The organism is Ruegeria sp. BE9, from assembly GCF_056538765.1.
Window position 1 is genome coordinate 1,051,260 of sequence record NZ_JBQFTS010000001.1, and the last position, 21,941, is coordinate 1,073,200.

At 56.0% G+C, this 21,941-nt stretch carries 23 protein-coding genes; 16 read left to right on the forward strand and 7 right to left on the reverse strand.

Features of this window, described 5'->3' with window-relative positions; all coding sequences use genetic code 11:
- Positions 1–97 precede the first annotated feature (97 nt).
- From ACR0EO_RS05070 to ACR0EO_RS05090, 5 genes are all read left to right on the forward strand, one after another.
- The gene (locus ACR0EO_RS05070) at positions 98–1,921 is read left to right on the forward strand and encodes a DUF294 nucleotidyltransferase-like domain-containing protein (RefSeq protein ID WP_480687618.1); all 1,824 of its coding nucleotides are present in this window, start codon (positions 98–100) and stop codon (positions 1,919–1,921) included.
- Positions 1,922–1,974: 53 nt separating this feature from the next.
- Positions 1,975–2,493 carry a hypothetical protein gene (locus ACR0EO_RS05075; RefSeq protein WP_480687620.1) on the forward strand — a complete coding sequence of 173 codons (519 nt, stop codon included), beginning with the start codon at positions 1,975–1,977 and terminating at the stop codon, positions 2,491–2,493.
- A 1-nt stretch (position 2,494) separates the two neighbouring features.
- The gene (locus ACR0EO_RS05080) at positions 2,495–3,907 is read left to right on the forward strand and encodes a 3'-5' exonuclease (RefSeq protein ID WP_480687622.1); all 1,413 of its coding nucleotides are present in this window, start codon (positions 2,495–2,497) and stop codon (positions 3,905–3,907) included.
- An 89-nt stretch (positions 3,908–3,996) separates the two neighbouring features.
- Entirely contained in the window at positions 3,997–4,497 is a 501-nt protein-coding gene (locus tag ACR0EO_RS05085; RefSeq protein WP_480687624.1) for a flavin reductase family protein, read from the forward strand.
- Positions 4,498–4,560: 63 nt separating this feature from the next.
- Complete coding sequence (locus ACR0EO_RS05090) at positions 4,561–5,250, forward strand: sulfotransferase family 2 domain-containing protein (protein WP_480687626.1); 690 nt, start codon at positions 4,561–4,563, stop codon at positions 5,248–5,250.
- A gap of 3 nt (positions 5,251–5,253) precedes the next feature.
- On the opposite strand, the gene ACR0EO_RS05095 is transcribed toward ACR0EO_RS05090, so the two are convergent.
- The 3 genes from ACR0EO_RS05095 to ACR0EO_RS05105 are packed head-to-tail and all read right to left on the reverse strand — an operon-like array spanning position 5,254 to position 7,487.
- Positions 5,254–5,733 carry a DUF6505 family protein gene (locus tag ACR0EO_RS05095; protein WP_480687628.1) on the reverse strand — a complete coding sequence of 160 codons (480 nt, stop codon included), beginning with the start codon at positions 5,731–5,733 and terminating at the stop codon, positions 5,254–5,256.
- Positions 5,734–5,736: 3 nt separating this feature from the next.
- Positions 5,737–6,429, reverse strand: coding sequence for a biotin/lipoate--protein ligase family protein (locus ACR0EO_RS05100; RefSeq protein WP_480687630.1), 693 nt, complete (start codon positions 6,427–6,429; stop codon positions 5,737–5,739).
- A complete protein-coding gene (locus tag ACR0EO_RS05105; protein ID WP_480687632.1) occupies positions 6,426–7,487 on the reverse strand; it encodes an Mrp/NBP35 family ATP-binding protein in 1,062 nt (353 codons plus the stop codon). Before ACR0EO_RS05105 ends, ACR0EO_RS05100 begins: the two co-directional genes overlap by 4 nt.
- A gap of 108 nt (positions 7,488–7,595) precedes the next feature.
- On the opposite strand from ACR0EO_RS05105, the gene ACR0EO_RS05110 reads away from it, so the two are divergent.
- Positions 7,596–8,324: a c-type cytochrome gene (locus ACR0EO_RS05110; RefSeq protein ID WP_480687634.1), complete on the forward strand. Its 729-nt coding sequence runs from the start codon at positions 7,596–7,598 to the stop codon at positions 8,322–8,324.
- Here the strand turns inward: ACR0EO_RS05110 and ACR0EO_RS05115 are convergent.
- Positions 8,318–10,270 (reverse strand): 4Fe-4S binding protein, encoded by a 1,953-nt coding sequence (locus tag ACR0EO_RS05115; protein WP_480687636.1) that lies wholly within the window; start codon positions 10,268–10,270, stop codon positions 8,318–8,320. The two genes, ACR0EO_RS05110 and ACR0EO_RS05115, sit on opposite strands and share 7 nt — an antisense overlap.
- Positions 10,271–10,499: 229 nt before the next feature.
- Here ACR0EO_RS05115 and ACR0EO_RS05120 point away from each other — a divergent pair, with 229 nt between their 5' ends.
- The 10 genes from ACR0EO_RS05120 (at position 10,500) to ACR0EO_RS05165 (ending at position 19,647) form a co-directional block, all read left to right on the forward strand.
- Positions 10,500–11,054 carry a DUF3305 domain-containing protein gene (locus tag ACR0EO_RS05120; protein ID WP_480687638.1) on the forward strand — a complete coding sequence of 185 codons (555 nt, stop codon included), beginning with the start codon at positions 10,500–10,502 and terminating at the stop codon, positions 11,052–11,054.
- A complete protein-coding gene (locus tag ACR0EO_RS05125; protein WP_480687640.1) occupies positions 11,051–11,626 on the forward strand; it encodes a DUF3306 domain-containing protein in 576 nt (191 codons plus the stop codon). The genes ACR0EO_RS05120 and ACR0EO_RS05125 overlap by 4 nt, the downstream gene beginning before the upstream one ends.
- A 4-nt stretch (positions 11,627–11,630) precedes the next feature.
- The gene (locus tag ACR0EO_RS05130; RefSeq protein WP_480687642.1) at positions 11,631–12,242 is read left to right on the forward strand and encodes a TorD/DmsD family molecular chaperone; all 612 of its coding nucleotides are present in this window, start codon (positions 11,631–11,633) and stop codon (positions 12,240–12,242) included.
- A gap of 58 nt (positions 12,243–12,300) precedes the next feature.
- The gene (locus ACR0EO_RS05135; RefSeq protein WP_039530250.1) at positions 12,301–12,489 is read left to right on the forward strand and encodes a ubiquinol-cytochrome c reductase iron-sulfur subunit N-terminal domain-containing protein; all 189 of its coding nucleotides are present in this window, start codon (positions 12,301–12,303) and stop codon (positions 12,487–12,489) included.
- Between the two features lie 104 nt (positions 12,490–12,593).
- The gene (locus tag ACR0EO_RS05140; RefSeq protein ID WP_480687644.1) at positions 12,594–15,488 is read left to right on the forward strand and encodes a formate dehydrogenase subunit alpha; all 2,895 of its coding nucleotides are present in this window, start codon (positions 12,594–12,596) and stop codon (positions 15,486–15,488) included.
- A gap of 11 nt (positions 15,489–15,499) precedes the next feature.
- A complete protein-coding gene (fdh3B, locus tag ACR0EO_RS05145; RefSeq protein WP_085821701.1) occupies positions 15,500–16,093 on the forward strand; it encodes a formate dehydrogenase FDH3 subunit beta in 594 nt (197 codons plus the stop codon).
- 70 nt (positions 16,094–16,163) lie between these two features.
- On the forward strand, positions 16,164–17,372 hold the full coding sequence (locus ACR0EO_RS05150) for a formate dehydrogenase subunit gamma (RefSeq protein WP_480687646.1): 1,209 nt from the start codon (positions 16,164–16,166) through the stop codon (positions 17,370–17,372).
- Complete coding sequence (locus ACR0EO_RS05155) at positions 17,373–18,635, forward strand: c-type cytochrome (protein WP_480687648.1); 1,263 nt, start codon at positions 17,373–17,375, stop codon at positions 18,633–18,635. It abuts the gene before it with no gap.
- A 13-nt stretch (positions 18,636–18,648) separates the two neighbouring features.
- Positions 18,649–18,774 (forward strand): hypothetical protein, encoded by a 126-nt coding sequence (locus ACR0EO_RS05160; RefSeq protein WP_480687650.1) that lies wholly within the window; start codon positions 18,649–18,651, stop codon positions 18,772–18,774.
- Positions 18,775–19,647 carry a substrate-binding domain-containing protein gene (locus tag ACR0EO_RS05165; RefSeq protein ID WP_480687652.1) on the forward strand — a complete coding sequence of 291 codons (873 nt, stop codon included), beginning with the start codon at positions 18,775–18,777 and terminating at the stop codon, positions 19,645–19,647.
- Between the two features lie 6 nt (positions 19,648–19,653).
- Here ACR0EO_RS05165 and ACR0EO_RS05170 read toward each other — a convergent pair whose 3' ends face one another.
- Genes ACR0EO_RS05170 through ACR0EO_RS05180 form a run of 3 tightly spaced genes read right to left on the reverse strand, consistent with a single transcriptional unit; the run spans position 19,654 to position 21,928 of the window.
- Complete coding sequence (locus tag ACR0EO_RS05170) at positions 19,654–20,469, reverse strand: ABC transporter substrate-binding protein (protein WP_480687654.1); 816 nt, start codon at positions 20,467–20,469, stop codon at positions 19,654–19,656.
- 18 nt (positions 20,470–20,487) lie between these two features.
- The gene (locus tag ACR0EO_RS05175; protein WP_480687656.1) at positions 20,488–21,222 is read right to left on the reverse strand and encodes an ATP-binding cassette domain-containing protein; all 735 of its coding nucleotides are present in this window, start codon (positions 21,220–21,222) and stop codon (positions 20,488–20,490) included.
- Positions 21,215–21,928: an ABC transporter permease gene (locus ACR0EO_RS05180; protein WP_480687658.1), complete on the reverse strand. Its 714-nt coding sequence runs from the start codon at positions 21,926–21,928 to the stop codon at positions 21,215–21,217. Before ACR0EO_RS05180 ends, ACR0EO_RS05175 begins: the two co-directional genes overlap by 8 nt.
- Between the last annotated feature and the right edge of the window lie 13 nt (positions 21,929–21,941).

The window sequence follows — 21,941 nt, forward strand, 5'->3', positions numbered from 1 at the left end:
GTCGCTGGGATCCGTCCCAAGACCGCATCTTTCGACTGACTTTCCCGCCCGGCACTCCACCGGGCGGGATTTTTAACCAGAAACCCAGGACCATTCCATGCCCCTGTCCCACGAAGCGATCACCCGGTTTCTGAAATCCGTACACCCTTACGACGCCCTGCCCGCAGATGTGCTGGAAATAACTGCCCGAAGAATTGAAGTGCTTGAGGTTGAAAAGGATGCCTCGCTCTACGAACTCGGCAGTCCCCTGCCCGGCGTTTTTTTAATCTACGAAGGACAGGTAGAAATTACTGATGAGAACGGCGCAGTCGTGTCTCATCTTGGCTTGCGCAACTCATTCGGTGAGCGTGGTCTCTTCAAGGATGGCCGAGCTGCAACAAACGCTTCTGCTCAGGCCCCATCCGTTCTGATTTTGCTGGCGCCTGACCTAGTGCGCGGTCTCGCCGACGACCACGAGGTCGTTTCGAGCTTCTTTGACCGCACACGCGGCGACCGAACCAACCCTCAAAGTCTGGCAACCAGTTCGATTGACGTGTTAATGGCAAAAAACCCCGCCACATGTACACCGGACACCCTCGTACAAAAAGCTGCTCAAATGATGAGGGACCGCCATATCTCCTCTCTTTGTGTGACCGAGGGCGATGCGCTGGTTGGCATTGCGACTCTGCGGGACATCTCGGGAAAATATGTGGCAGACGGAATGCCCGAGGCTACTACGATTGCGCAAATCATGACCGCGGATCCGATAACCTTGTCCCCCGCGGATATTGGATCGGATGTTCTGCACGTCATGATGGAACGCGGGATCGGGCATGTACCGATTTCCGAGGGTGGAAAACTGGTTGGCGTCGTAACGCAGACCGATCTGACACATTATCAAGCAGTTAACTCGGCAGAACTGGTCCGGCGTATAGCACAGGCACGTTCGGCTCAGGACATGGCGCATGTAACTGCTGAGATACCCCAACTTCTGGTTCAACTGGTTGCCAGTGGAAACAGACATGAAATCGTCACGCGTCTGATCACCGACATAGCCGACACAGCCACACGCCGCTTGCTTACTCTGGCGGAAGAAAAATTGGGGCCTCCGCCGGTTCCCTATCTTTGGTTGGCCTGCGGCTCGCAAGGACGGCAAGAACAGACTGGCGTTTCGGATCAGGACAACTGTCTGATGCTGGACGATAGCGTATCCGATGCTGACATGTCGTATTTCACAGAGCTTGCGAAATACGTTTCAGACGGCCTGGATACTTGCGGCTATTTCTACTGCCCCGGTGATATGATGGCGACCAACCCGCAATGGTGCCAGCCGGTGCGTGTCTGGCGCGAGTATTTCAGAGGCTGGATCGCCAAACCAAATCCTGAAGCGCAGATGTTGGCCTCGGTCATGTTCGATCTTCGCCCTATCGGCGGAGCTTTCGAGTTGTTTGCGGATCTGCAAGATGAAACGCTGGCGGCAGCCAATGCGAACTCAATCTTCGTGGCCCACATGATTTCGAATTCACTGAAACACACTCCTCCTCTGGGCCTGTTGCGTGGCTTCGCGACTATTCGTTCAGGTGAGCACCGTAACACATTGGATCTAAAGCATAACGGTGTCGTACCGATCGTTGACCTAGCCCGTGTTTACAGCTTGCAAGGTCAATTGCCCGAAGCAAACACTCGCGCCCGCCTGAAAGCGGCTGAAGCGGCCGGAGTTCTTAGCCCATCGGGCGCACGTGATTTGCTGGACGCTTATGACCTTATCGCTGAAACACGGCTTGAGCATCAGGTGAGTCTGGTAAAATCCGGTAAAAAACCGGACAATTATCTTCCACCATCTGGCCTGTCCGACTTTGAGCGAAGTCATCTACGAGACGCATTTGTTGTTGTAAAAACGATGCAATCGGCGGTCGGTCACGGCAAGGGTATGCTCGGCTAAAGCATACGCACCTTTAAGACGGGCGCGACGCGCTCGAAATTCGGAGATACACTATGTTTCTGGAACTGATCGGCACCATCTTTGCGGGCTTTGCCTTTGCAGGTGTGGTGATGGTTGTGAATAAACTCACTGGCGGTCGACTGCCCCGCTGGGCGGCTCCGGTTGCCGCAGGTTTGGGTATGATCGGAATGACGATCAGCAGCGAGTACACTTGGTATGATCGCACTCGGGACACCTTGCCAGATGAGTTGACCGTGATTCAAGAAGTTGAGAGCCGCGCAATATACCGTCCTTGGACCTATGCCGTTCCGTTTGTCGACCGTTTCGCTGCAATCGACACTGTCTCCGTGCGCACCAACGATCAGGTTCCCGAGCAACGCCTGGTTGATCTCTACTTCTTCGGCCGCTGGGCTCCGGTTTCCAAAATGCCAGTCGCGGTTAACTGCGCCGAAAACAGTCGTGCTAATCTGGCCGATGGTGCTGAGTTTGGGGATGATGGGCGTTTGTTGAACGCTGATTGGATCTCTGTCCAATCCGGCGACCCAATTGTTGAGGCGACTTGCGGAGTATAACATGCTGACCCGGTTAAGCCTGCGATTGAGGATTTTCCTCTTCTTCTGCCTTCTGGCCGTTGGGGGCCTGGCTGTCAGTTCCATCGCTTTGTGGATCAGCTACAAACGGGCCGCCAACCAAGAACTCGCAAGCGCATTTGTTTTTGCAGAAATTTTGATGGGCTTCGGCTTTGTGGCTTTGATTGCGGCGGTCTGGCTGCTGTTCGATGACAACGTCGCAAAACCGATTGAGCGTTTGTCTGCACAGTTACGCGCTCGCGCACATGCTGGTGTAAGCACGGATGTAGACATGCAGGCCGCGCGATACCTTGGCGATCTGGCACCTGCGGCCGCAGGGTTGGCAGATCAGCTATCTGACAAAACAATGGACGTCGCCGAAGCTGTTGCGGCAGAAACCGCCCATTTGGCAGCTGAAAAGCAACGACTTACCGCGCTACTAACCGAAATTCCGGTCGCGATGGTTTTGGCAAGCCCGTCCCATAAAATCGTTCTTTATGATGGGCAGGCGGCCGGTGTTCTGGCCCAAATTGCGCATCCGCGGCTGAACGCTTCGCTTTTCGAATACCTGCAGCCCGAACCGCTTGAAAAAGCTTACGCAAAGCTGATGAAAACCGGCCTTGAGGTGGAATGCGCTCTGACCAGCATAAACGGAGCACAGACTTACAGCGCCCGAATGAAGCCATTGGGGGGCGCCCCCGGTTACCTGCTGTTGTTCGAGGAAAGCTCTGCCAACATCGCCCCCGAGGCTGCGCGGCCTTTGGTCTACAATTTCGAACTGCTTCACAGTGACAGTGAGGATCAATTCGAAAAATTGGCCCTGCAGGACCTGTGTTTTGTTGTCTTCGATACCGAGACGACAGGCCTTCTGCCGCACAAGGATGAGATCGTACAGATCGGTGCGGTCCGAGTTGTAAAAGGGCGCATCGTCGAAGGTGAAAAGCTGGACACACTGGTCGATCCCGGAATACCGATCCCGGCAGCGTCGACTAAGGTGCACAAGATCAACGATAAAATGGTCCAAGGAGCCCCCGGCATCGGCGAGGCCGGTCGCGTATTCAACCAGTTTGCTAAAGACGCCGTAATCGTTGCGCACAATGCGCCCTTTGACATGGCCTTTCTGCGACGTCATGCCAAAACGATGGGTGTGGAATGGGACCACCCCATTTTAGACACCGTTCTTTTGTCCGCCGTATTATTTGGCGCAAGCGACAAACACACGCTGGATGCTCTGTGCGACAGGCTGGAGATCACCATACCAGAAGAACTTCGACACACTGCGCTAGGTGACGCGGTTGCAACAGCCAAAGCCTTGGTAAAAATGCTGCCGATGCTACAGGCGCGAGGTATGAACACCTTTGGCGAGGTTATCGAAGCTACCCGCCAACACGGTCGTCTGCTTGAAGACCTGAACTGAACACCGAAACATGCGGGTTAAGTTCAGCTTTTGATGGACAATTCCAACGGGTCGTGTCACCTGATGCCCGACCACGGAATGAGCACGCGATGACGGAAAAGACCTTCACCCCTACCCCGGATCAAAACATCGCCTTTCGCGAGGCGCTGGGGTGTTTTGGGACTGGTGTCACGGTTGTGACGACAAACACCGCACAGGGACCGCGTGCGATTACCGTGAACTCGTTTTCATCCGTCTCGCTGGATCCCCCCCTAGTTTTGTGGTGCCTGGCCAAAGATTCGAACCGTTTTGATGCCTTCAGCACCTGTGAACACTACGCCATCCACGTCATGGCTCAAGAACAGCAACAACAAGCGTTGCAGTTCGCTCGTAACGGGTTGGACTTTTCGCATGCTGACTGGACCGAAGACCAGGATGGTCGTCCACAATTGTCCGACTGTCTCGCCCGCTTTGACTGCCAACTGCACAACCGGCATGAGGCCGGAGATCACTATATCCTCGTGGGTGAAGTCAAAAAGGTCATGTATCGAACCGGTAAAGGTTTGATTTTTAAACGCGGCCAATTTGGTGGGTTCGCTGATTTACTCTAACCATCGGATACGAATATGTGTTAGAGAATTTTCGACGTTGAATAGCCAAACGTTTGAGACCGAATGATCTGCACGAAAAGTAACTTTGTATTTGTTCATATTCCAAAGAACGCAGGTACATCCGTTACAACAGCTCTCTACAATAGTTTTGGAAAGCTGAACGCTTTTCAAAAACTGGCAAACCGAGTTTCGAAGCGCGTCTACGGTCGTCAGATTTTCAAACCGGTAGAGAAACTAGGGGACCACGCAACCGCGTCTGACTATGTCGAGCATCTCGGAGACCAGTATTGGAGTATGCTCAGCTTTACCTTCGTCAGAAATCCGTTTGACCGGTTGGTGTCTCACTATCACTACATTCAACAGACCAATCATCACCACTTGTACGACAGGGTGCACCACCTCACGTTCGACGAGTTCATTTCTTTTGTTGTCGACATCCCCGTCGCTGTCCCTACTCAGACTTCCTACATCCTGGACAAGCAGGGCAAATGCCTTGTGAAGAAAGTCGGCAAAGTCGAAACAATTAGTAGTGATTTCAGTGACATATGCCGCGATCTGAACCGCAATGTAAAGCTAAAGCATGTCAACAAATCCGAGCACAGAGATTTCTCGGATTACTTCAATGAAGCGAACACGCGCATCGTAGCCGATCTGTTCCAGCAAGATTTCGAAGCCTTCGGCTACAGCACTGATCCCTCAGACAACCAGATGTTGGGGATGAAGCTGAATAAGCATCCCAAGCTGTTGAATTAAACCTCAGTCATCCAGCGATCCGTGAACAGCCAACGCCTCAAGCTGAGTCTCCTGCGGCGTGATGATACGGAACGCTTCGTGCACGCCAGTGTCCGATAGCTCGCGCGCAACCGTAAGCAAAGTGTTCGGATCGTGTTCATCACACAGCTCGCTCATATGGGCTATTTCGGCCTGCGCCACCCCCATGGCAGAATCGACCGAAGGCGCGCCATAGAACTGGACGAAGTGCTCGGCCAAATTGCGCGTAATGGATTCGAGTTCAGCCGGTTCCACCTGCGTGACGGCGACAAAGGTCACTCGACCGAAAGTTTCAACACCCAGCCATCCATTGGAAAAAGCCTGTCGTGCCTTTCCTTCAAGATCACCGTCGCCCCAATTCGAAAACTCAAAGCCCCCGGAAATACACCATTCCCCGGTACGCGCCGGAGAGTGAAAGACATTCATGTCACTTTCATCGAAATGGATCGCGCGGGCGAGTTTCATTCTTCAGGTCTCCAATATTTCTGTCATGGGGCGCAGCCGCGTTTCAGAGCCGTCACGGATCAGCATCCCGAACCGTTCATCCGTGCCCAAGAACACGCCTGACTCTCCATAAGCTTCTCCAACACCCCGCAGCAGTCCCAGCCATTCAGCATGCAGTGGTGCATTGCCGTCCTCTTCCCAGCGATTAAGCCAGGTTAATGCGTGCCGTGACCAGCTTTCGATCAATTGGACCGGGGAAACGTCCGCGCATCCCTCATCGTAAAGCGCTGTGATATCAGGGTTTTCACCCGGCGCATCACCTGTTTGCAACAATGCCAATTCCCAACCAACAACAAGCCAGTCAGGTTCTTCGTCCGGGGAATTGTTCGATGCGGCGGCTCGGAACGTTCCGCATCTTGCACCGTTCACGCAGATTAAACCGTCCCACCCAAGATGCACCGCGACCTCTGGCGGGGCCAGTGCGCCCAGCGCATTCTGAAACCCCACAGCACACAAAGGCAACATAGCCATTGCGTCTTTCAAGGGCACCTCGGGTGCAAAGACAATCGCAACCCGTAACCGATCGGCTTGAGCGTTATAAACGACCGACCCAGCGTCGCAGCCGAGTGCGGCCATTGCCTGAGCCCGCTCAAACGGGTCTTCCCCACCCTGAACCGGGTGGCCCGTTAGCAAGGGGGGGAAGGTTGGCTCGCTCATGCGTTGCCTTGTGCGATCAAGTCGCGAGCGATTTTGCGGAAGGATTCGGCCTGAGGGCTGTCTGGCTTGCTCACCACGATCGGGGCACCCCCATCTGCCGCGACCCGGATATCCAGGTGCAACGGAATCTCGCCGAGTAACGGAACACCAAGGGACTCGGCCTCGGACGCGACGCCGCCATGACCAAACACATGTTCCTCATGCCCGCAGTTCGAGCAGATGTGGGTCGACATATTCTCAATCATACCGAAGATTGGCGTCTTGAGTTGGTTGAACATGTCGATGCCCTTGCGGGCGTCAATCAGCGCAACGTCCTGCGGCGTAGATACGACAATCGCGCCGTCCACTTTAAACTTTTGGCTCAGTGTCAGCTGCACATCTCCGGTGCCGGGCGGCAGGTCAACGATCAGAACATCCAACGCCCCCCATTGCACTTGGCTCATCATCTGTTGCAACGCGCCCATAAGCATCGGGCCGCGCCAGACGACTGCCTGACCTTCGTTTGTCATCAGCCCCATCGACATCATGGTCACACCATGATTGCGCAGCGGCAGAATGGTTTTGCCATCCGGGCTGGCTGGACGACCGGATACTCCCAGCATCCGTGGCTGCGATGGGCCATAAACATCTGCATCCAACAAACCCACACGACGACCTTCAGCCGCCAAGGCACAGGCGAGGTTGGCGGAAACGGTGGATTTCCCGACACCGCCTTTACCCGATGCTACGGCAATGATCCGATCAACGCCGGGCACAGCCTGCGGTCCCGTTTGCGATGGCTTGGGTTTGGGCTTCAAATCCGGTGGTGCTTTGTCAGAATGCGCTGTCAACATGGCCGAGACACTGCCGACCCCCTCGACCATCTGCGCGGCTTGCTCGGCTGCTGCACGAACAGGCTCCATCCGCTCGGCCTGCTTGGGGTCGATCTCAAGCACGAAGCGGACGGTATCACCCTCTACGTTCAATGCGCGCACAACGCCCGCGCTCACGATATCCTGCCCCGAAACCGGATCGGTAATTTTCTTTAAGTTCGCCAGAACTGCGTCACGAACACTCATGCTTTTTTCCCTTTGACTTGCCCCAGGATGAGGTTGCGTTTCATTGCATGTGTCTCCGTCTCATTCAGTTTATTTGACGCATTTAGGCCCGGGCCGTTAGGTTGGGCCATGCGCTTTGTCCTTTTGTGCCTGAGCCTGACGCTCTCTGCCAGCCCCTCTTGGTCGCAAGAGGCACTGGGGCTTGCTGCCCCGGCAGAGGTAAAAGACTCTGGTCTGTTGCAACATATCCTTCCACGCTTCTCTCTCAAGACCGGTATTCGCGTTATTGCGGACGATAACGGTGTTTTGGTGCTGGAAACCGCGCCTCCAGGCGATCCGGTCTTTGCCCGAGACGGTAAAGTTTACCATTTACGGATAGAAAACGACGCCAGGCATGAACGGTTCCGGGACTGGCTTTTGTCCGATATCGGCAAGAACACCGTTGAAAGCTTCTCTCCTGATCAAGGGACTTCTTTCTCTGCCAGTTTCGAGATTGCAGCAGTGCAACATGACACCCCAATTGATGGTGACGCCGCACTTGGCGAAGAACTGTCGATGACTCATTGCGGCCGATGTCATGTGATCGGGCCAAAGAACCGGATGAACGGGCTGGGCTCCACCCCTTCTTTTGCGGTCTTGCGGGCAATGCCTGATTGGTCTGAACGGTTTGAAGCATTCTTTGCATTGAACCCGCACCCAGCGTTCACTCAGATCGACGGCCTTACCCCGCCGTTCGATCCCGAGCGTCCTTCACCGATTTACCCCGTCGAAATGACACTGGATGAGTTGGAGGCGATTCTCGCCTTTGTCTCAGTCATCAAGGCTGCCGACCTTGGCGAGCCACTACAGCTTCAGTGATCCTTTCTTTTTGAGAAATAGTCGTCGGTCGTCACCACCTTAGGGCGGGGCGCAGACTGGAACGGGTTGTCCTGTTGCTGGAACTGCGCATTAACACGGCAATTGTCGCACATCTGGATCATCCGGGCCTTATCCGACGTGGCAAACATCGGGTGCGTGCCGGACAGCTTCTCCATGATACGCTCGACCGTAGACTTTACCCCGAACAAAGCTCCACATTCGACACAGGCAAAGGGCTCCTCTTCGTTCAGAACTTGTTGCGATAGGGCTGCATCGCTCAGATCAAGTTGCGGAACCAGTGTGATCGCGTTCTCAGGGCAAATGCCCTTACACAACCCGCACTGCAGACAAGCGTCCTGCTGAAAGTTCAGTTGCGGTTTATCTGGGTTATCTACCAAAGCACCAGATGGGCACAGTGAGACACAGCTTAGACACAGAGTACATGCGTCTGTATTTACCGCGACGGCCCCATATGGCGCGTTGTCGGGCAGAGGTAGAGGAGCATCTGCTTGCGGGTTTAAAGCCTGGGCTGACAGCCGTGCGATTTGTCGGCGATTGCCAAGCGGTAAAACTGGATCCGCCAATGGTGAAGGAACTTCCTGCACATACAGGAAATCGGACATTGCATCGGGGTCCGCTTCGCCTATCAAACCCAGCTTACTTGGCCCGGCTATCGCGGCTGCCAATTCAAGCTCACGGTCCAAGGCATCCCTTTCAGTGGTCGGAGCCAACAAAACGTCGACGCGCGCAAATCCGTGTGCCAAAGCCGCCAACATCTCGGAGTGGCCGAAACCAGAGATCACACCCAACTCCAGCGGGATGACGTCGGCCGGCAAACCATTTCCAAATCTGGCAGCAAGGCGGATCATTTCGGCCCCATGGGCGTCATGTACCAATAAGCGTGGTGCAGTGCCTCCCGCTCTTCGATATGTACGGGCTAGAATGTGCATCCGAGACAACAACGCGGAAACTGGTGGATCTTCGTAGGTGATAGCAGTTGAAGGGCATACAGCTGCGCATTCTCCGCAACCGGCACAAACCATCGGGTCGATGGAGACATGCTCTCCCACTGGAGTAATTGCACCGGTCGGGCAAATATCCAGACAATTTGTGCACGCGACATGCTCTGCGCGGGAATGAGCGCAAAGGGTTTCTTCCATTCGGACGTAAAGCGGTTTTTCAAACGTACCAACCAGCTGTACGGCTTCAAAAGCCAGACGTTCTACTGCAACGGTGTCTTTCGGGTCGGCACGCAAGTAGCCTTCCCTCTTAGCGGGCGCCTGCACTAGGGGTGTTTCACCACTGACGTCGATGACGATATCGCAAGTTGATTGTGCACCATCGCGCGGTTCAGCCCATCCAAATGCACCACGACCACCCGGGTTAAGCTGTTGGAGAGCGTCTAGTCGGAGAGAAAATCCACCCAACGCCCCATTCAGCGATCGAACGCGACCGCGAACCACGTCAAAATCGCGCGAAACCGTTTCGGCATCGTCTGTCACCAGAACTGTGACGGCCAATGTGGATGACAAGCGCTGTGCCAGGTCAAAGGCAACGCCACCCGCGTCTATAATGAAACACGTGCCTTCACTGTACACATCCACGCTGGGAGTAATCGGTTGGGGCAACAAAGCCTCTGCAGCCAGCGCGGCCATCTTGGGCGCCGCGTCGTTGCCTTGTTTGGACCAGCCGGCCCGATCACGCAGGTCGACGAAGCCCGGAGTCTCCACGTTCAGTTCTTCTGCGAGGGACTTGAAGACGTCTAGCTCCTGTCCACAGGCGACGACTGTATCCGCCCCCTGCATTAGTGCTGCCGCCTTTTCTAATTCTGTCGTGCAGAGTGCCGTGTGAACTTTGGAACATTCAGCTTCACAGGCGGATGCAATTTTGTCTGCGTCCACCCGCTGCGTTCCTGCGCAATCGCATAGAAGTAATTTCGTGCCCATAACCTCTCCTCCCCATCAACAACAGATTAGGGTGTATGTGGAAAGTGGCAATCCCTGCCCTAGGTTGATCTGCTGAAATGGGATCGCAAAAGCACCGAAAAGAATGTCTGGCGCCAAACATATGCGTGATCACTGCATTTGAGTTCCATTACAGGCTTGGCACAAGGCAAGTTTGTGTACCATAGTAGACCACAAGGAAGGCAGGGGAGAGCCTTTCGGGGAGGAGCCAGTGGCCAAGGCCGCAAGCCGCATTGAAATGCCGATCGGCGTCATTGTACGCAAAACACCCGGTGTAACCCGCTGGGCGAAATGGAACTGGCGTGCAGTTGCCGTGCTACCAGGAGCAGGACCTGCCGATTGGCTTGAGCTGCGCCGCGAGGGTGAAGCCGTCGAATACCACGCCGCCACCCTGCCCCTTACACTTTGGGTGGACGAGACCGAGGCCTACATGGTCAATCTCTCGGACGGGCAACCTTCTATCTATCTTGTTCTACGCGACGCGCTGGACGGGGAGCGCCCTATGGACGCCGTTTTGGTAACAGCCTCTCCGTTCGAAGGTCAGGACTATGCCGACACTGGCGAAGAGATTGTCGAAAAAATCCCGATGACCGAAGGCTTGATCGCCTGGGTGCGGGACTTTGCCCTGGAGCATCATCGCGACGAGGTCTTTGTCAAACGACGTCGCGACAAAAAACGGACCGATCTTGTGGAGGATGGCAAAGGCGATGCGCGCATTCGTCAAGAGTCGGACGTCTATCGTGCACCGCGGAGGTTCGTACAATGACCGAAGCTCGCGATTTCTGGTCCCGTCGCAAAGCCGCCGTTCAGGCAGAGGCTGAGGCAGAAGTCATCGCGACAGAAGAACAGGTCGTTGCAGAACAACGCGCAGAGCTTGAGGAAAAGACTGACGCCGAAATTCTGGCCGAGTTCAATCTGCCAGATCCCGATCAACTAAAGGCCGGAGACGATGTCTCGGGCTTTATGGCCAAGGCGGTGCCAGATCGTTTGCGCCGCCGCGCGCTGCGTCGCCTGTGGCGGTTGAACCCAGTTCTCGCAAACGTCGATGGGCTGGTGGACTATGGCGAGGATTATACTGACGCCGCCTGTGTGATCGAAAACCTCCAGACCACTTATCAAGTCGGCAAAGGCATGTTGGCCCATATCGAAGCTTTGGCAGCTGAGGAAGAAGAGGCCGACGCCGAGATCGAAGTAGATACACCTGAAGAAGAGCCAGGCATCATCGAAGAACCAGACCCTGCCCCTATCATGGTGTCAGAGGTCGAACACCCGGAATACCCGGAAGAGGCGGAACTTCACCCTGCCCCGCGCCGTATGAAATTTGAATTCGAAGGATAACCTAATGACGGCTAGTGAAGCGCAACAGATGGATGTTTCGACCGAGGACCGCTTGCGCGCGGACTTTTACAATTTCCTCGGCCTAATGCTGTCGGCGCCACCAGACCAGATGCTGTTGGATCAGGTTGCCGGGCTCTCTGGGGACGAAACCGACTTGGGTCAAGCCATTCAGGCGATGGCTAGGGTGGCCAAGGTCACAAAACCCGCCGCCGCCGAACGAGAATTCAATGCACTTTTTATCGGACTTGGACGCGGCGAACTGCTGCCTTATGCCAGTTTTTATCTAACTGGTTTCCTGAACGAGAAACCCTTGGCCCAGCTGCGCAACGACATGGCAGTCCGAGGCATCACCCGCGCACGCAACGTATTCGAGCCCGAGGACAACATCGCTTCGCTGATGGAGATGATGGCTGGTATGATCGTAGGCCGTTTTGGCTCGCCCGCCTCTCTCGACGACCAGAAGGCGTTTTGGAACAAACATATCGGCCCATGGGCCACGCATTTCTATTCAGATTTGGAAGCCGCTGAAAACTCGGTTCTCTATGCCTCAGTCGGTACCGCCGGCCGGGTATTCATGGAGATCGAGCGCGAAGCCTTCCGAATGACGGCGGCATAACCCGCCACTCGCCAGCGCCCGAATTGGCGCTAGAACGCAAATGGGAGAGGAGAACCCCATGAGCAAGACCAAGGAAGAAGGCGCAACGCGCCGTGACTTCCTCAAACTGGCCGGAACCGCAGCACCCGCTGCCGTTGCCGCAGCCAGTCTGACCGGGAAGGCCGAGGCAGCCGAGCTACCAACGGACGAAACCCGGATGCAGGATACTGCGCATACTCGCGCGTATCTCGACAGCGCCCGGTTCTAACCCGGACGACGTCACACCCGACTGACGGTTGCGATTGGCCCTGACGTCGGCATCAGCAGTACCAAGCGAGCCATGACACACATGGCCAGCAAGGGAGGAAAGAAATGCTTAGGAAAAAGACCAACGGGGTTGCGAGACGCCCCCAGCGGACAAGTATCCTGTCCCAGGTCGGCGAAAAGACCGTCGATCGCCGCGCATTCCTGCGTGGCTCGGGCCTGACGATCGGTGGCCTTGCCGCGATCAGCGCTACGGGTGGAACCGTGACGCCAGCCAGCGCCCAAACAGCGGCCAACCAAGCCGTTGAGAATATCAAATCCGTATGCACCCACTGCTCGGTCGGCTGTACAGTAGTCGCCGAAGTGCAGAACGGCGTTTGGGTCGGGCAGGAACCCGGCTGGGACAGCCCGTTCAACCTGGGTGCTCACTGCGCCAAGGGTGCAGCAGTCCGTGAGCACGCTCATGGCGAGCGTCGCCTGAAGTATCCGATGAAAAAGGAAGGCGGCGAGTGGAAGCGTATCAGCTGGGAAGAGGCGATCAACGAGATCGGCGACGGCATGATGAGCATCCGCGAAGAGTCCGGACCAGACAGCGTTTACTGGCTCGGATCGGCTAAGCACAACAACGAACAGGCCTATCTGTTCCGCAAGTTCGCCGCCTACTGGGGCACGAACAACGTGGACCACCAGGCCCGTATCTGCCACTCAACCACTGTTGCGGGTGTTGCGAACACATGGGGCTACGGCGCCATGACCAATTCGTACAACGACATCCATAACTCTCGGGCCATCTTCATCATCGGCGGCAACCCGGCCGAGGCGCACCCCGTCTCGCTGCTGCACGTTCTGCGCGCGAAAGAGCAGAACAACGCCCCGCTGATCGTCTGCGACCCGCGCTTTACGCGCACCGCGGCTCATGCGGATGAATATGTCCGCTTCCGCCCTGGCACAGACGTTGCTCTGGTTTGGGGTATCCTGTGGCACATCTTCGACAACGGCTGGGAGGACAAAGAGTTCATCCGCACCCGTGTCTGGGGAATGGACCAGATCCGTGAAGAAGTCGCTAAATGGAACCCGGATGAGGTCGAGCGTGTCACCGGCACACCCGGCTCGCAGCTGAAGCGTGTTGCGCGCACCATGGCCAACAACCGTCCCGGTACGGTGATCTGGTGTATGGGCGGTACGCAGCACACCAACGGCAACAACAATACCCGCGCCTACTGTGTGCTCCAGCTTGCTCTGGGCAACATGGGGACTTCGGGCGGTGGTACCAACATCTTCCGCGGCCACGACAACGTTCAGGGCGCGACGGACCTTGGTGTTCTGTCACACACCCTGCCCGGCTACTATGGTCTCTCCAAAGGAGCTTGGGGCCACTGGGGACGCGTCTGGGGTGAAGACTCCGAATGGCTAGCGGGTCAGTTCGCTTCGATCAAAGACAAGGAAGGCAAGGACAAGTCGCTTCAGAACGAACGCGGCATCCCGGTCTCTCGCTGGATCGACGGTGTTCTGGAAGACCCGGCCAACATGGATCAGGACAACAACGTCCGCGCCATGGTTCTTTGGGGTCACGCTCCGAACTCGCAGACCCGCGGTCCGGAAATGAAGACGGCGATGGAGAAGCTGGACATGCTGGTCGTGATCGACCCGTATCCCACTGTCTCGGCCGTTTTGCATGACCGCACTGACGGTGTTTACCTGTTGCCCGCCTGCACGCAGTTCGAAACCCGTGGTTCTGTCACGGCCTCGAACCGCTCGCTTCAGTGGCGTGACAAGGTGGTGGACCCTCTGTTCGAAAGCTTGCCGGACGAGGTCATCATGGCCAAGTTCGCCAACAAGTTCGGCTGGGCGGATCGGTTCTTCCGTAATATCGAGATGGAAGACGCAGAAACCCCGAATGTTGAAAGCATCACACGTGAGTTCAACTCGGGCCTCTGGACCATCGGGTATACAGGTCAGTCACCAGAGCGTTTGAAAAGCCATATGGCCAACCAGCACACGTTCGACAGAACCACGCTGCAAGCTGTTGGCGGCCCGAATGACGGTGAGTATTACGGTCTGCCGTGGCCTTGCTGGGGAACGCCGGAAATGGGTCATACGGGGACACCAAACCTCTATGACATGTCCAAACCCGTGGCCGAAGGCGGCCTGACTTTCCGCGCCCGTTTCGGCGTGGAGCGTGATGGCGACAACCTGCTGGCCGAAGGGGTCTATAGCGCTGGATCGGAAATTCAGGATGGCTATCCCGAATTTACGATGCAAATGCTGATGGACCTTGGCTGGGACGGCGATCTCACCGCTGAGGAACGTGCGGCGATCGATGCCGTTGCGGGACCAGAGACCAACTGGAAAACCGACCTTTCCGGCGGCATCCAGCGGGTCGCGATCGAGCACGGCTGCGCGCCCTTCGGGAACGCGAAAGCCCGCGCGGTTGTCTGGACCTTCCCGGATCCGATCCCACTGCACCGCGAGCCGCTCTATACGAACCGGCGCGATCTGGTGGAGGACTATCCAACCTACGAGGACCGTCAGGCCTATCGCCTGCCCACGCTTTATGCTTCGATCCAAAAGAACGACTTTTCAAAGGATTACCCGATAATCCTGACATCTGGTCGTTTGGTCGAATATGAAGGTGGCGGTGATGAGACACGGTCGAACCCGTGGCTGGCCGAGCTTCAACAGGACATGTTCGTCGAGATCAATCCGCGTGATGCCAACAATCTTGGTATTCGTGACGGATCACAGGTCTGGGTCGAAGGTCCTGAGGGCGGCAAGGTCAAGGTGATGGCGATGCTGACCAACAGGGTCGGTGCCGGCGTGGCCTTTATGCCCTTCCACTTCGGCGGCCATTTCCAGGGCGAGGACCTCAGGTCGAAATATCCTGCAGGTGCCGATCCCTATGTGCTGGGTGAAAGTACCAACACCGCCCAGACCTATGGCTATGATTCAGTGACTCAGATGCAGGAGACCAAAGCGACTCTCTGCAAAATCTGGGCAGCGTAAGGAGGACGATAATGGCTAGAGCAAAGTTTCTCTGCGACGCTGAACGCTGCATCGAATGCAATGCCTGTGTCACCGCATGTAAGAACGAACATGAGGTGCCTTGGGGCATCAACCGCCGTAGGGTGGTGACGATCAATGACGGTGACCCGGGCGAACGCTCAATCTCGGTTGCCTGTATGCATTGCTCGGATGCGCCCTGCATGGCGGTGTGCCCGGTCGACTGCTTCTATCAGAACGAAGAAGGCGTCGTCCTGCATTCCAAGGACCTGTGCATTGGCTGCGGCTATTGCTTCTACGCGTGCCCCTTCGGCGCGCCGCAGTATCCGCAGGCTGGCAACTTTGGATCGCGCGGCAAGATGGACAAGTGTACCTTCTGCGCCGGCGGCCCCGAGGAAACGCACTCGACTGCAGAGTTCGCCAAATATGGTCGCAACCGGATCGCCGAGGGCAAACTGCCCATCTGCGCCGAGATGTGTTCTACCAAGGCCCTGCTCGCCGGTGACGGCGATGTAGTCTCGGCCATCTACCGCGAGCGCGTCGTCGCACGCGGGTTTGGCTCGGGCGCGTGGGGTTGGGGTACAGCCTACGACCAGAAGGACGGCTGATCCGTCCGCATGAAAATCAGGTGACCTGCTTCGGTGGGTCGCCTGTTTTGGAATTTTGACCGAGGTCCAGATGTTCCGCTTACTCTTTGCACTGCTGTTCACCATTGGGTTAACTCAGGCCGCCATCGCGCAAACCAATGAAGCTGAAGCACCAGCTACCGCCGACGAACGCGTTTCCACCGGCGGCGCAACTACGCTGGAAGACATCTTGGCGCGACAGCGCGGCGAAAAGGTGGATAATAGTTATCGATCGGACAACACCGGCCAAGGGAATGCCGAAGGCCTATTGGGACAGTTGGGCACGCGCGGTGTCGCCTCTGACAGCGACGTATACCGGGCGATACGATATGGATCGGCAAGCACAACCGTGTCGTCTAAGGGTCCGGCAGCAGGTGTTCTGATCCAAGATGGCGGCATGTGGTGGTGGAGTTTCCGCACCGGGCCACTTCGCGAATACGGTTCTTACATCATTGCCGGAATGCTGGCTATCATTGTGCTGTTCTTCCTGATCCGTGGAAAAATACGCATCGACGGAGAGAAAACCGGTCGAACCGTGACCCGCTTTAATGGCTTCGAACGCTTTGGGCATTGGCTTTTCGCCGGGTCGTTCTTGGTCCTTGGTATTACCGGCCTGCTGACCCTTTACGGTCGTGACTTCTTGATCCCGGTTTTCGGAAAAGAGGGATTTGCAACCATCGCTCAGGGCTGCAAATGGCTGCACAACAATCTGGCTTGGTCCTTCATGCTTGGGTTGGTCATCGTCACGGTGAATTGGATCGCCCACAATATTCCCAACCGGGTAGATCTGAAATGGTTGGCCGCCGGAGGTGGGCTGTTTACCAAAGGTAGCCACCCGCCTGCCAAGAAATTCAACGCGGGCCAAAAGGTTATCTTCTGGGCCTGCATCTTGCTCGGCGTCTCGATCAGCTTGTCGGGCCTATCGTTGCTGTTCCCGTTTGAACTTCCGATGTTTGCCAAGACTTTCGAAATCGCAAACTCCACCGGCATTCCACAGATGTTCGGCCTAAACCTTCCCGTTCAGATGTCTCCGCAAGAAGAGATGCAGTACGCTCAGGTTTGGCACGTAATGGTCGCCTACGTATTCATCGCCATCATCATCGCGCACATCTATCTCGGCTCGGTCGGCATGGAAGGTGCGTTCGACGCCATGGGCACAGGCGAAGTCGAAGAGCAATGGGCGCGCGAGCACCACTCGCTGTGGCTGGAAGAGGTTCAGGAAAAAGAGGCTGAAAAAGCTGCGGCCTCACCCGCCGAATAGATGCGATTGCTGGTTCTGGCATTAGCGCTGGCTCCCCTGCCTGCTTTGGCCGAGTTTTTTACACTCAAAGGTCACGGTGGACCGATCATGGGGATCGCGACTGCGCCGGACGGGCGGATCGCGACTGCAAGCTTCGACAACTCAGTCGGGGTATGGTCGGACCAAATGCCGGAATGGCTTGAGGGGCACGAAGCCGCAGTCAACAGCGTCGCCTTTAACGGTACCGCGATTTATTCAGCCGGAGATGATTTCACGCTGCGCCGATGGCCTGGCGGAGACGTTGTGGGTCAGCACAAAGGGAAAATCGTTAGCATCGCGGCATCCAAAACCCATGTCGCAACGGCCAGTTGGGACGGCACAATCGGTATCTGGCCTGTGGATGGTTCATCCCCAAAGATACTAGGACCGACAGGCAGCGGCGTGAACGCAGTGGTTTTCACTCCGGATGGCGATGAGCTTTATTCTGCTGGTATGGACGGTGCTCTACGCCTTTGGGACTTAAGTACCGGGCAAGAAACTCTGCGTATGGTGGAGCATGGGTTTGGCATAAACGAACTGGTTCTGAATGCGCAGGATGGGTGGATCGCATATGGCGCTGTGGATGGCGTAACCCGAATTCACGATTTGAAAACCGGAGATGAGCAGGATTTCACTTTGGACCGCCGTCCTATCCTTGCTCTCGCGCTAAGTCCCGATCGCAGCAAATTGGCGGTGGGTGACGGCGAAGGCTATATTATGGTGATCGACACTGCAGAATGGCGCATAGCACAAGATTTTCGCGCCACACTGCGTGGCCCCGTTTGGGCGCTGGCCTTTTCTGCAGATGGTCAAAACCTTCACGCCGGTGGGATTGATGAAGCAATGTACAGCTGGCCAGTTTCCGCATTGGGTGACCAGGATCAGATGGCCGCCATCGAACCCAGCTTTCTCAAGAACCCCAGCGAAATGAGTAACGGTGAGCGCCAGTTCACCCGCAAATGTTCGATTTGCCACAGCCTGACACCTGATGGGCAACGCCGCGCGGGGCCGACCCTATACGGGGTATTCGGCCGAAAGGCGGGAACGCTGCCGGGATATTTATACTCGGACACGCTGCAAGACTCTGATATCGTTTGGAATGATAAGACAATAAATGCCCTTTTCGATGAGGGGCCAGACCATTACATTCCGGGGTCTAAGATGCCGATGCAGCGCATCACGCAGGCCAGCGATCGGGACGATCTGATCGTATTTCTGCAAAGCGCCACGGCACCGGAGAACTGAGCCGGAGGAGAATATGAAAGCCTTTTTTGCCGCTGTTGCTGCAATGGTTGTGATCACGGTCGCTGCACCGTTTACGTTGGACCAAATCGGTTTCAGCGCCGCAGATGTCGGGTCTGGATCCTCGGTGCGTCTCGACTAAATGCCAGAATACCTAACCACCAAAGAGCTGGCTGACCTGCTTCGGATCGGCGAGCGTAAAGCCTATGATCTGGCCTCGTCTGGCGAGGTCCCGTGTGTTCGTGCAATGGGTAAACTTCTGTTTCCACGTACCGAAGTTATCGCCTGGCTGAACGCCTCTCGATCTGGCCCCCAAGTGGCAGAGCCACCCCTGCCCCCGATTGTCGCCGGCAGCCATGATCCTTTGTTGGATTGGGCACTCAGAGAAAGCGGTTCTGGACTTGCTACTTATTATGACGGCTCATTTGACGGTCTCGATAGGCTAAAGGACCGCACAGCGCAGGCGGCCGCGTTGCATATCCACGAAGACGAAGGCTTTAACACGCAGAGTTTGCATGACAGCTTGGGCGAGGCTCCGGTGGTTTTGTTCGAAGTCGCCAAAAGGCAGCGCGGGTTGTTGCTGGCGCCTGGTGTTACAGGCATCAACGGTTTTGAAGATCTTAAAGGCAGGCGTGTCATCCTGCGTCAGGACAGTGCTGCCAGTCAGAGACTGTTCGATGCTCAACTTGAGGGCCACGGCCTGTCTCGCGATGATTTGGATGCATTGCCCACCTGTGCTCGTACCGAGGAAGAACTGGCAATTGCTCTGCATGACGGGAAAGCCGAGGCCGGTTTTGGCCTCGGAGCTCTGGCAGCACTATATGATCTGGGCTTTGTCGCCACCCATTCTGAGCGTCTTGATCTGGCGATCTGGCGACGCGCCTATTTCGATGATCCTATGCTCAAGTTACTTAGTTTCCTGCAATCCGACCGGTTTACATCTCGCGCAACCGAGCTTGGTAGCTATGACCTGTCCGGCCTGGGCACGATCCACCACAATGGTGCAAGTGGCTAAATCCAATCACTCGGCGTTGGGAAAGAACAGTTGCTGACCGTCCAGCTTGTATGACGCAATAGCTGCCTGCCCGTCCGGGCTGGTTAACCAATCAATGAAACGCTGCCCTGCTGCGGCGCGCACCCTTGGGTGTTTTTCAGGATTAACAAGGATTACGCCATACTGATTGAACAGGCGTGGATCACCTTGGACCAAAACCTCAAGGTTCCCTCGGTTGCCAAAGGACTGCCAAGTTGCCCGGTCCGTCAAGACATAAGCCCCCATTCCGCTGGCCACGTTCAACGTCGCACCCATACCTGAACCGGTTTCACGGTACCAAGCGCCGGAGGCATCGGTTGGATCTAAGCCAGCAGTTTCCCAATGGCGCATCTCAGCCTTGTGCGTACCGCTATCATCGCCGCGCGAAGCAAAGGGGGCTTCGGCCTCTGATATAGCCGTCAAGGCTGCCACTATGTCATTCCCACCTTTGATTTTCGCGGGATCGGATTTGGGACCAACCAAAACGAAATCGTTGTACATCACGTCGAACCTCTCAACGCCCCAACCATCGGCAACGAATTGGTCTTCGGCCTGTTTGGCGTGAACTAAAAGCACATCGCCATCCCCATTGATGGCATTCCGGATCGCTTGTCCTGTTCCAACGGCAACAACGCGCACGTCAATTCCTGTCTCGGCTTCGAACCCCGGCAGGATGTAATCCAGAAGGCCCGAGTTTTGAGTGGAAGTCGTCGACTGCACAACGATAAAAGGTTCCTCAGCTAAAGAAGGAGCCGTAAAAAGGCCGATTGATGCCAGGGCTGCCCCAAGAAAATTCCGGATCATTCCGATCTCCATTTTTATTTAAGTTACTAGCCCGCCAGCCAAATACCTGCGTGAGGCGGCGCTTTTCGGGGCGTCCAATACCTGCTTGGCCACCCCGTGTTCAACCACCTGCCCGCCTTGCATCATTACGATATCGGCGGCTAACCGCCGGGCCTGACCGATGTCGTGCGTAACCATAACGATGCGAACTCCACGAGACGAAGCGCGCAGGATCATTCGTTCAATCATCTGCGTGGCACCGGGGTCCAGAGCACTTGTTGGCTCATCCAAAAACAGCGTTTCAGGATCCAGCGCGAGTGCGCGTAAAATCGCCAACCGCTGAGCTTCTCCACCGGAAAGAGATCGGGCCGATTGCCTTGCTTTGCCCTCCAACCCGCCTTCCGACAACAATTCTTCAATCCTAGACTTACGAATGACCCTCGGAAGGTGCTGTCGCTTGAGGACGAAATCCAGATTGGCGGAGACCGAACGGCGCAACAGTACGGGTTGTTGAAACACCATCGCCTGCCGTGACTTGTGGTTGGCGTTCAGAACCTCACCGTCCTGCCTTACCTGACCCCGATCAGGCACAATCAAGCCGTGCAGACAGCGCAATAACAGGCTCTTACCCGAACCGTTCGGCCCAAGGATCAATGTCGGCCCCGGACCGTCCAGCGACAGATTAGGCACATCCAACAGAGCCTTGCCCTTGCGGGAAATCTGGACCCCAGTGGCCGTCAGGTGACCCGCCATATCCGAGATCAGGTCACGCATGACGCAACCCTTCCTGCTCCGCCCTGAGGCTGAGAGCACTGACCATGGCATTCACCGCTACAGCAATACCGATCAGAATAGCGCCCAAAGCCAAAGCCAGCGCCAGGTTGCCCTTTGATGTCTCTAACGCAATTGTCGTCGTCATTACGCGGGTCACATGATTTATGTTCCCGCCTACAATGATCACTGCCCCCACCTCGGCAATGGCCCGGCCGAACCCTGCCAGCAAGGCCGTTACCAACGCCAGTCGTGCGTCCCATAGCAATACGGGAACAGACGCCAGTCGTGATACCCCTAGCGACCTCAGTTGTTCCGAATACTCTTCGGCCAACATCTCAACGACCTGCCGTGTCAACGCGGCGACGATTGGCGTGACAAGAACCACCTGGGCAATAATCATTGCGGTCGGTGTGTAAAGCAGTTCGAGAACACCCAGAGGCCCCGAACGTGACAGCATTAGATAAACAAGCAGGCCAACAACGACCGGCGGAAAACCCATCAAGGCGTTCATCAGTACGATTAACATTCGTCTTCCTGGAAAGCGCGCTACTGCCAGCGCAGCGCCCACAGGCATTCCGATCAGCGCAGAAATCAGTACAGCCAGAATAGAAACTTTCAAAGACAGCAGAACAATCGCCCAAAGCTCTGGATCCCCAGTCAGGATCAAAGCAAAGGCTGAGTTGAATTCTGATGCAAATCCCTGCATTTTATTCGATCTT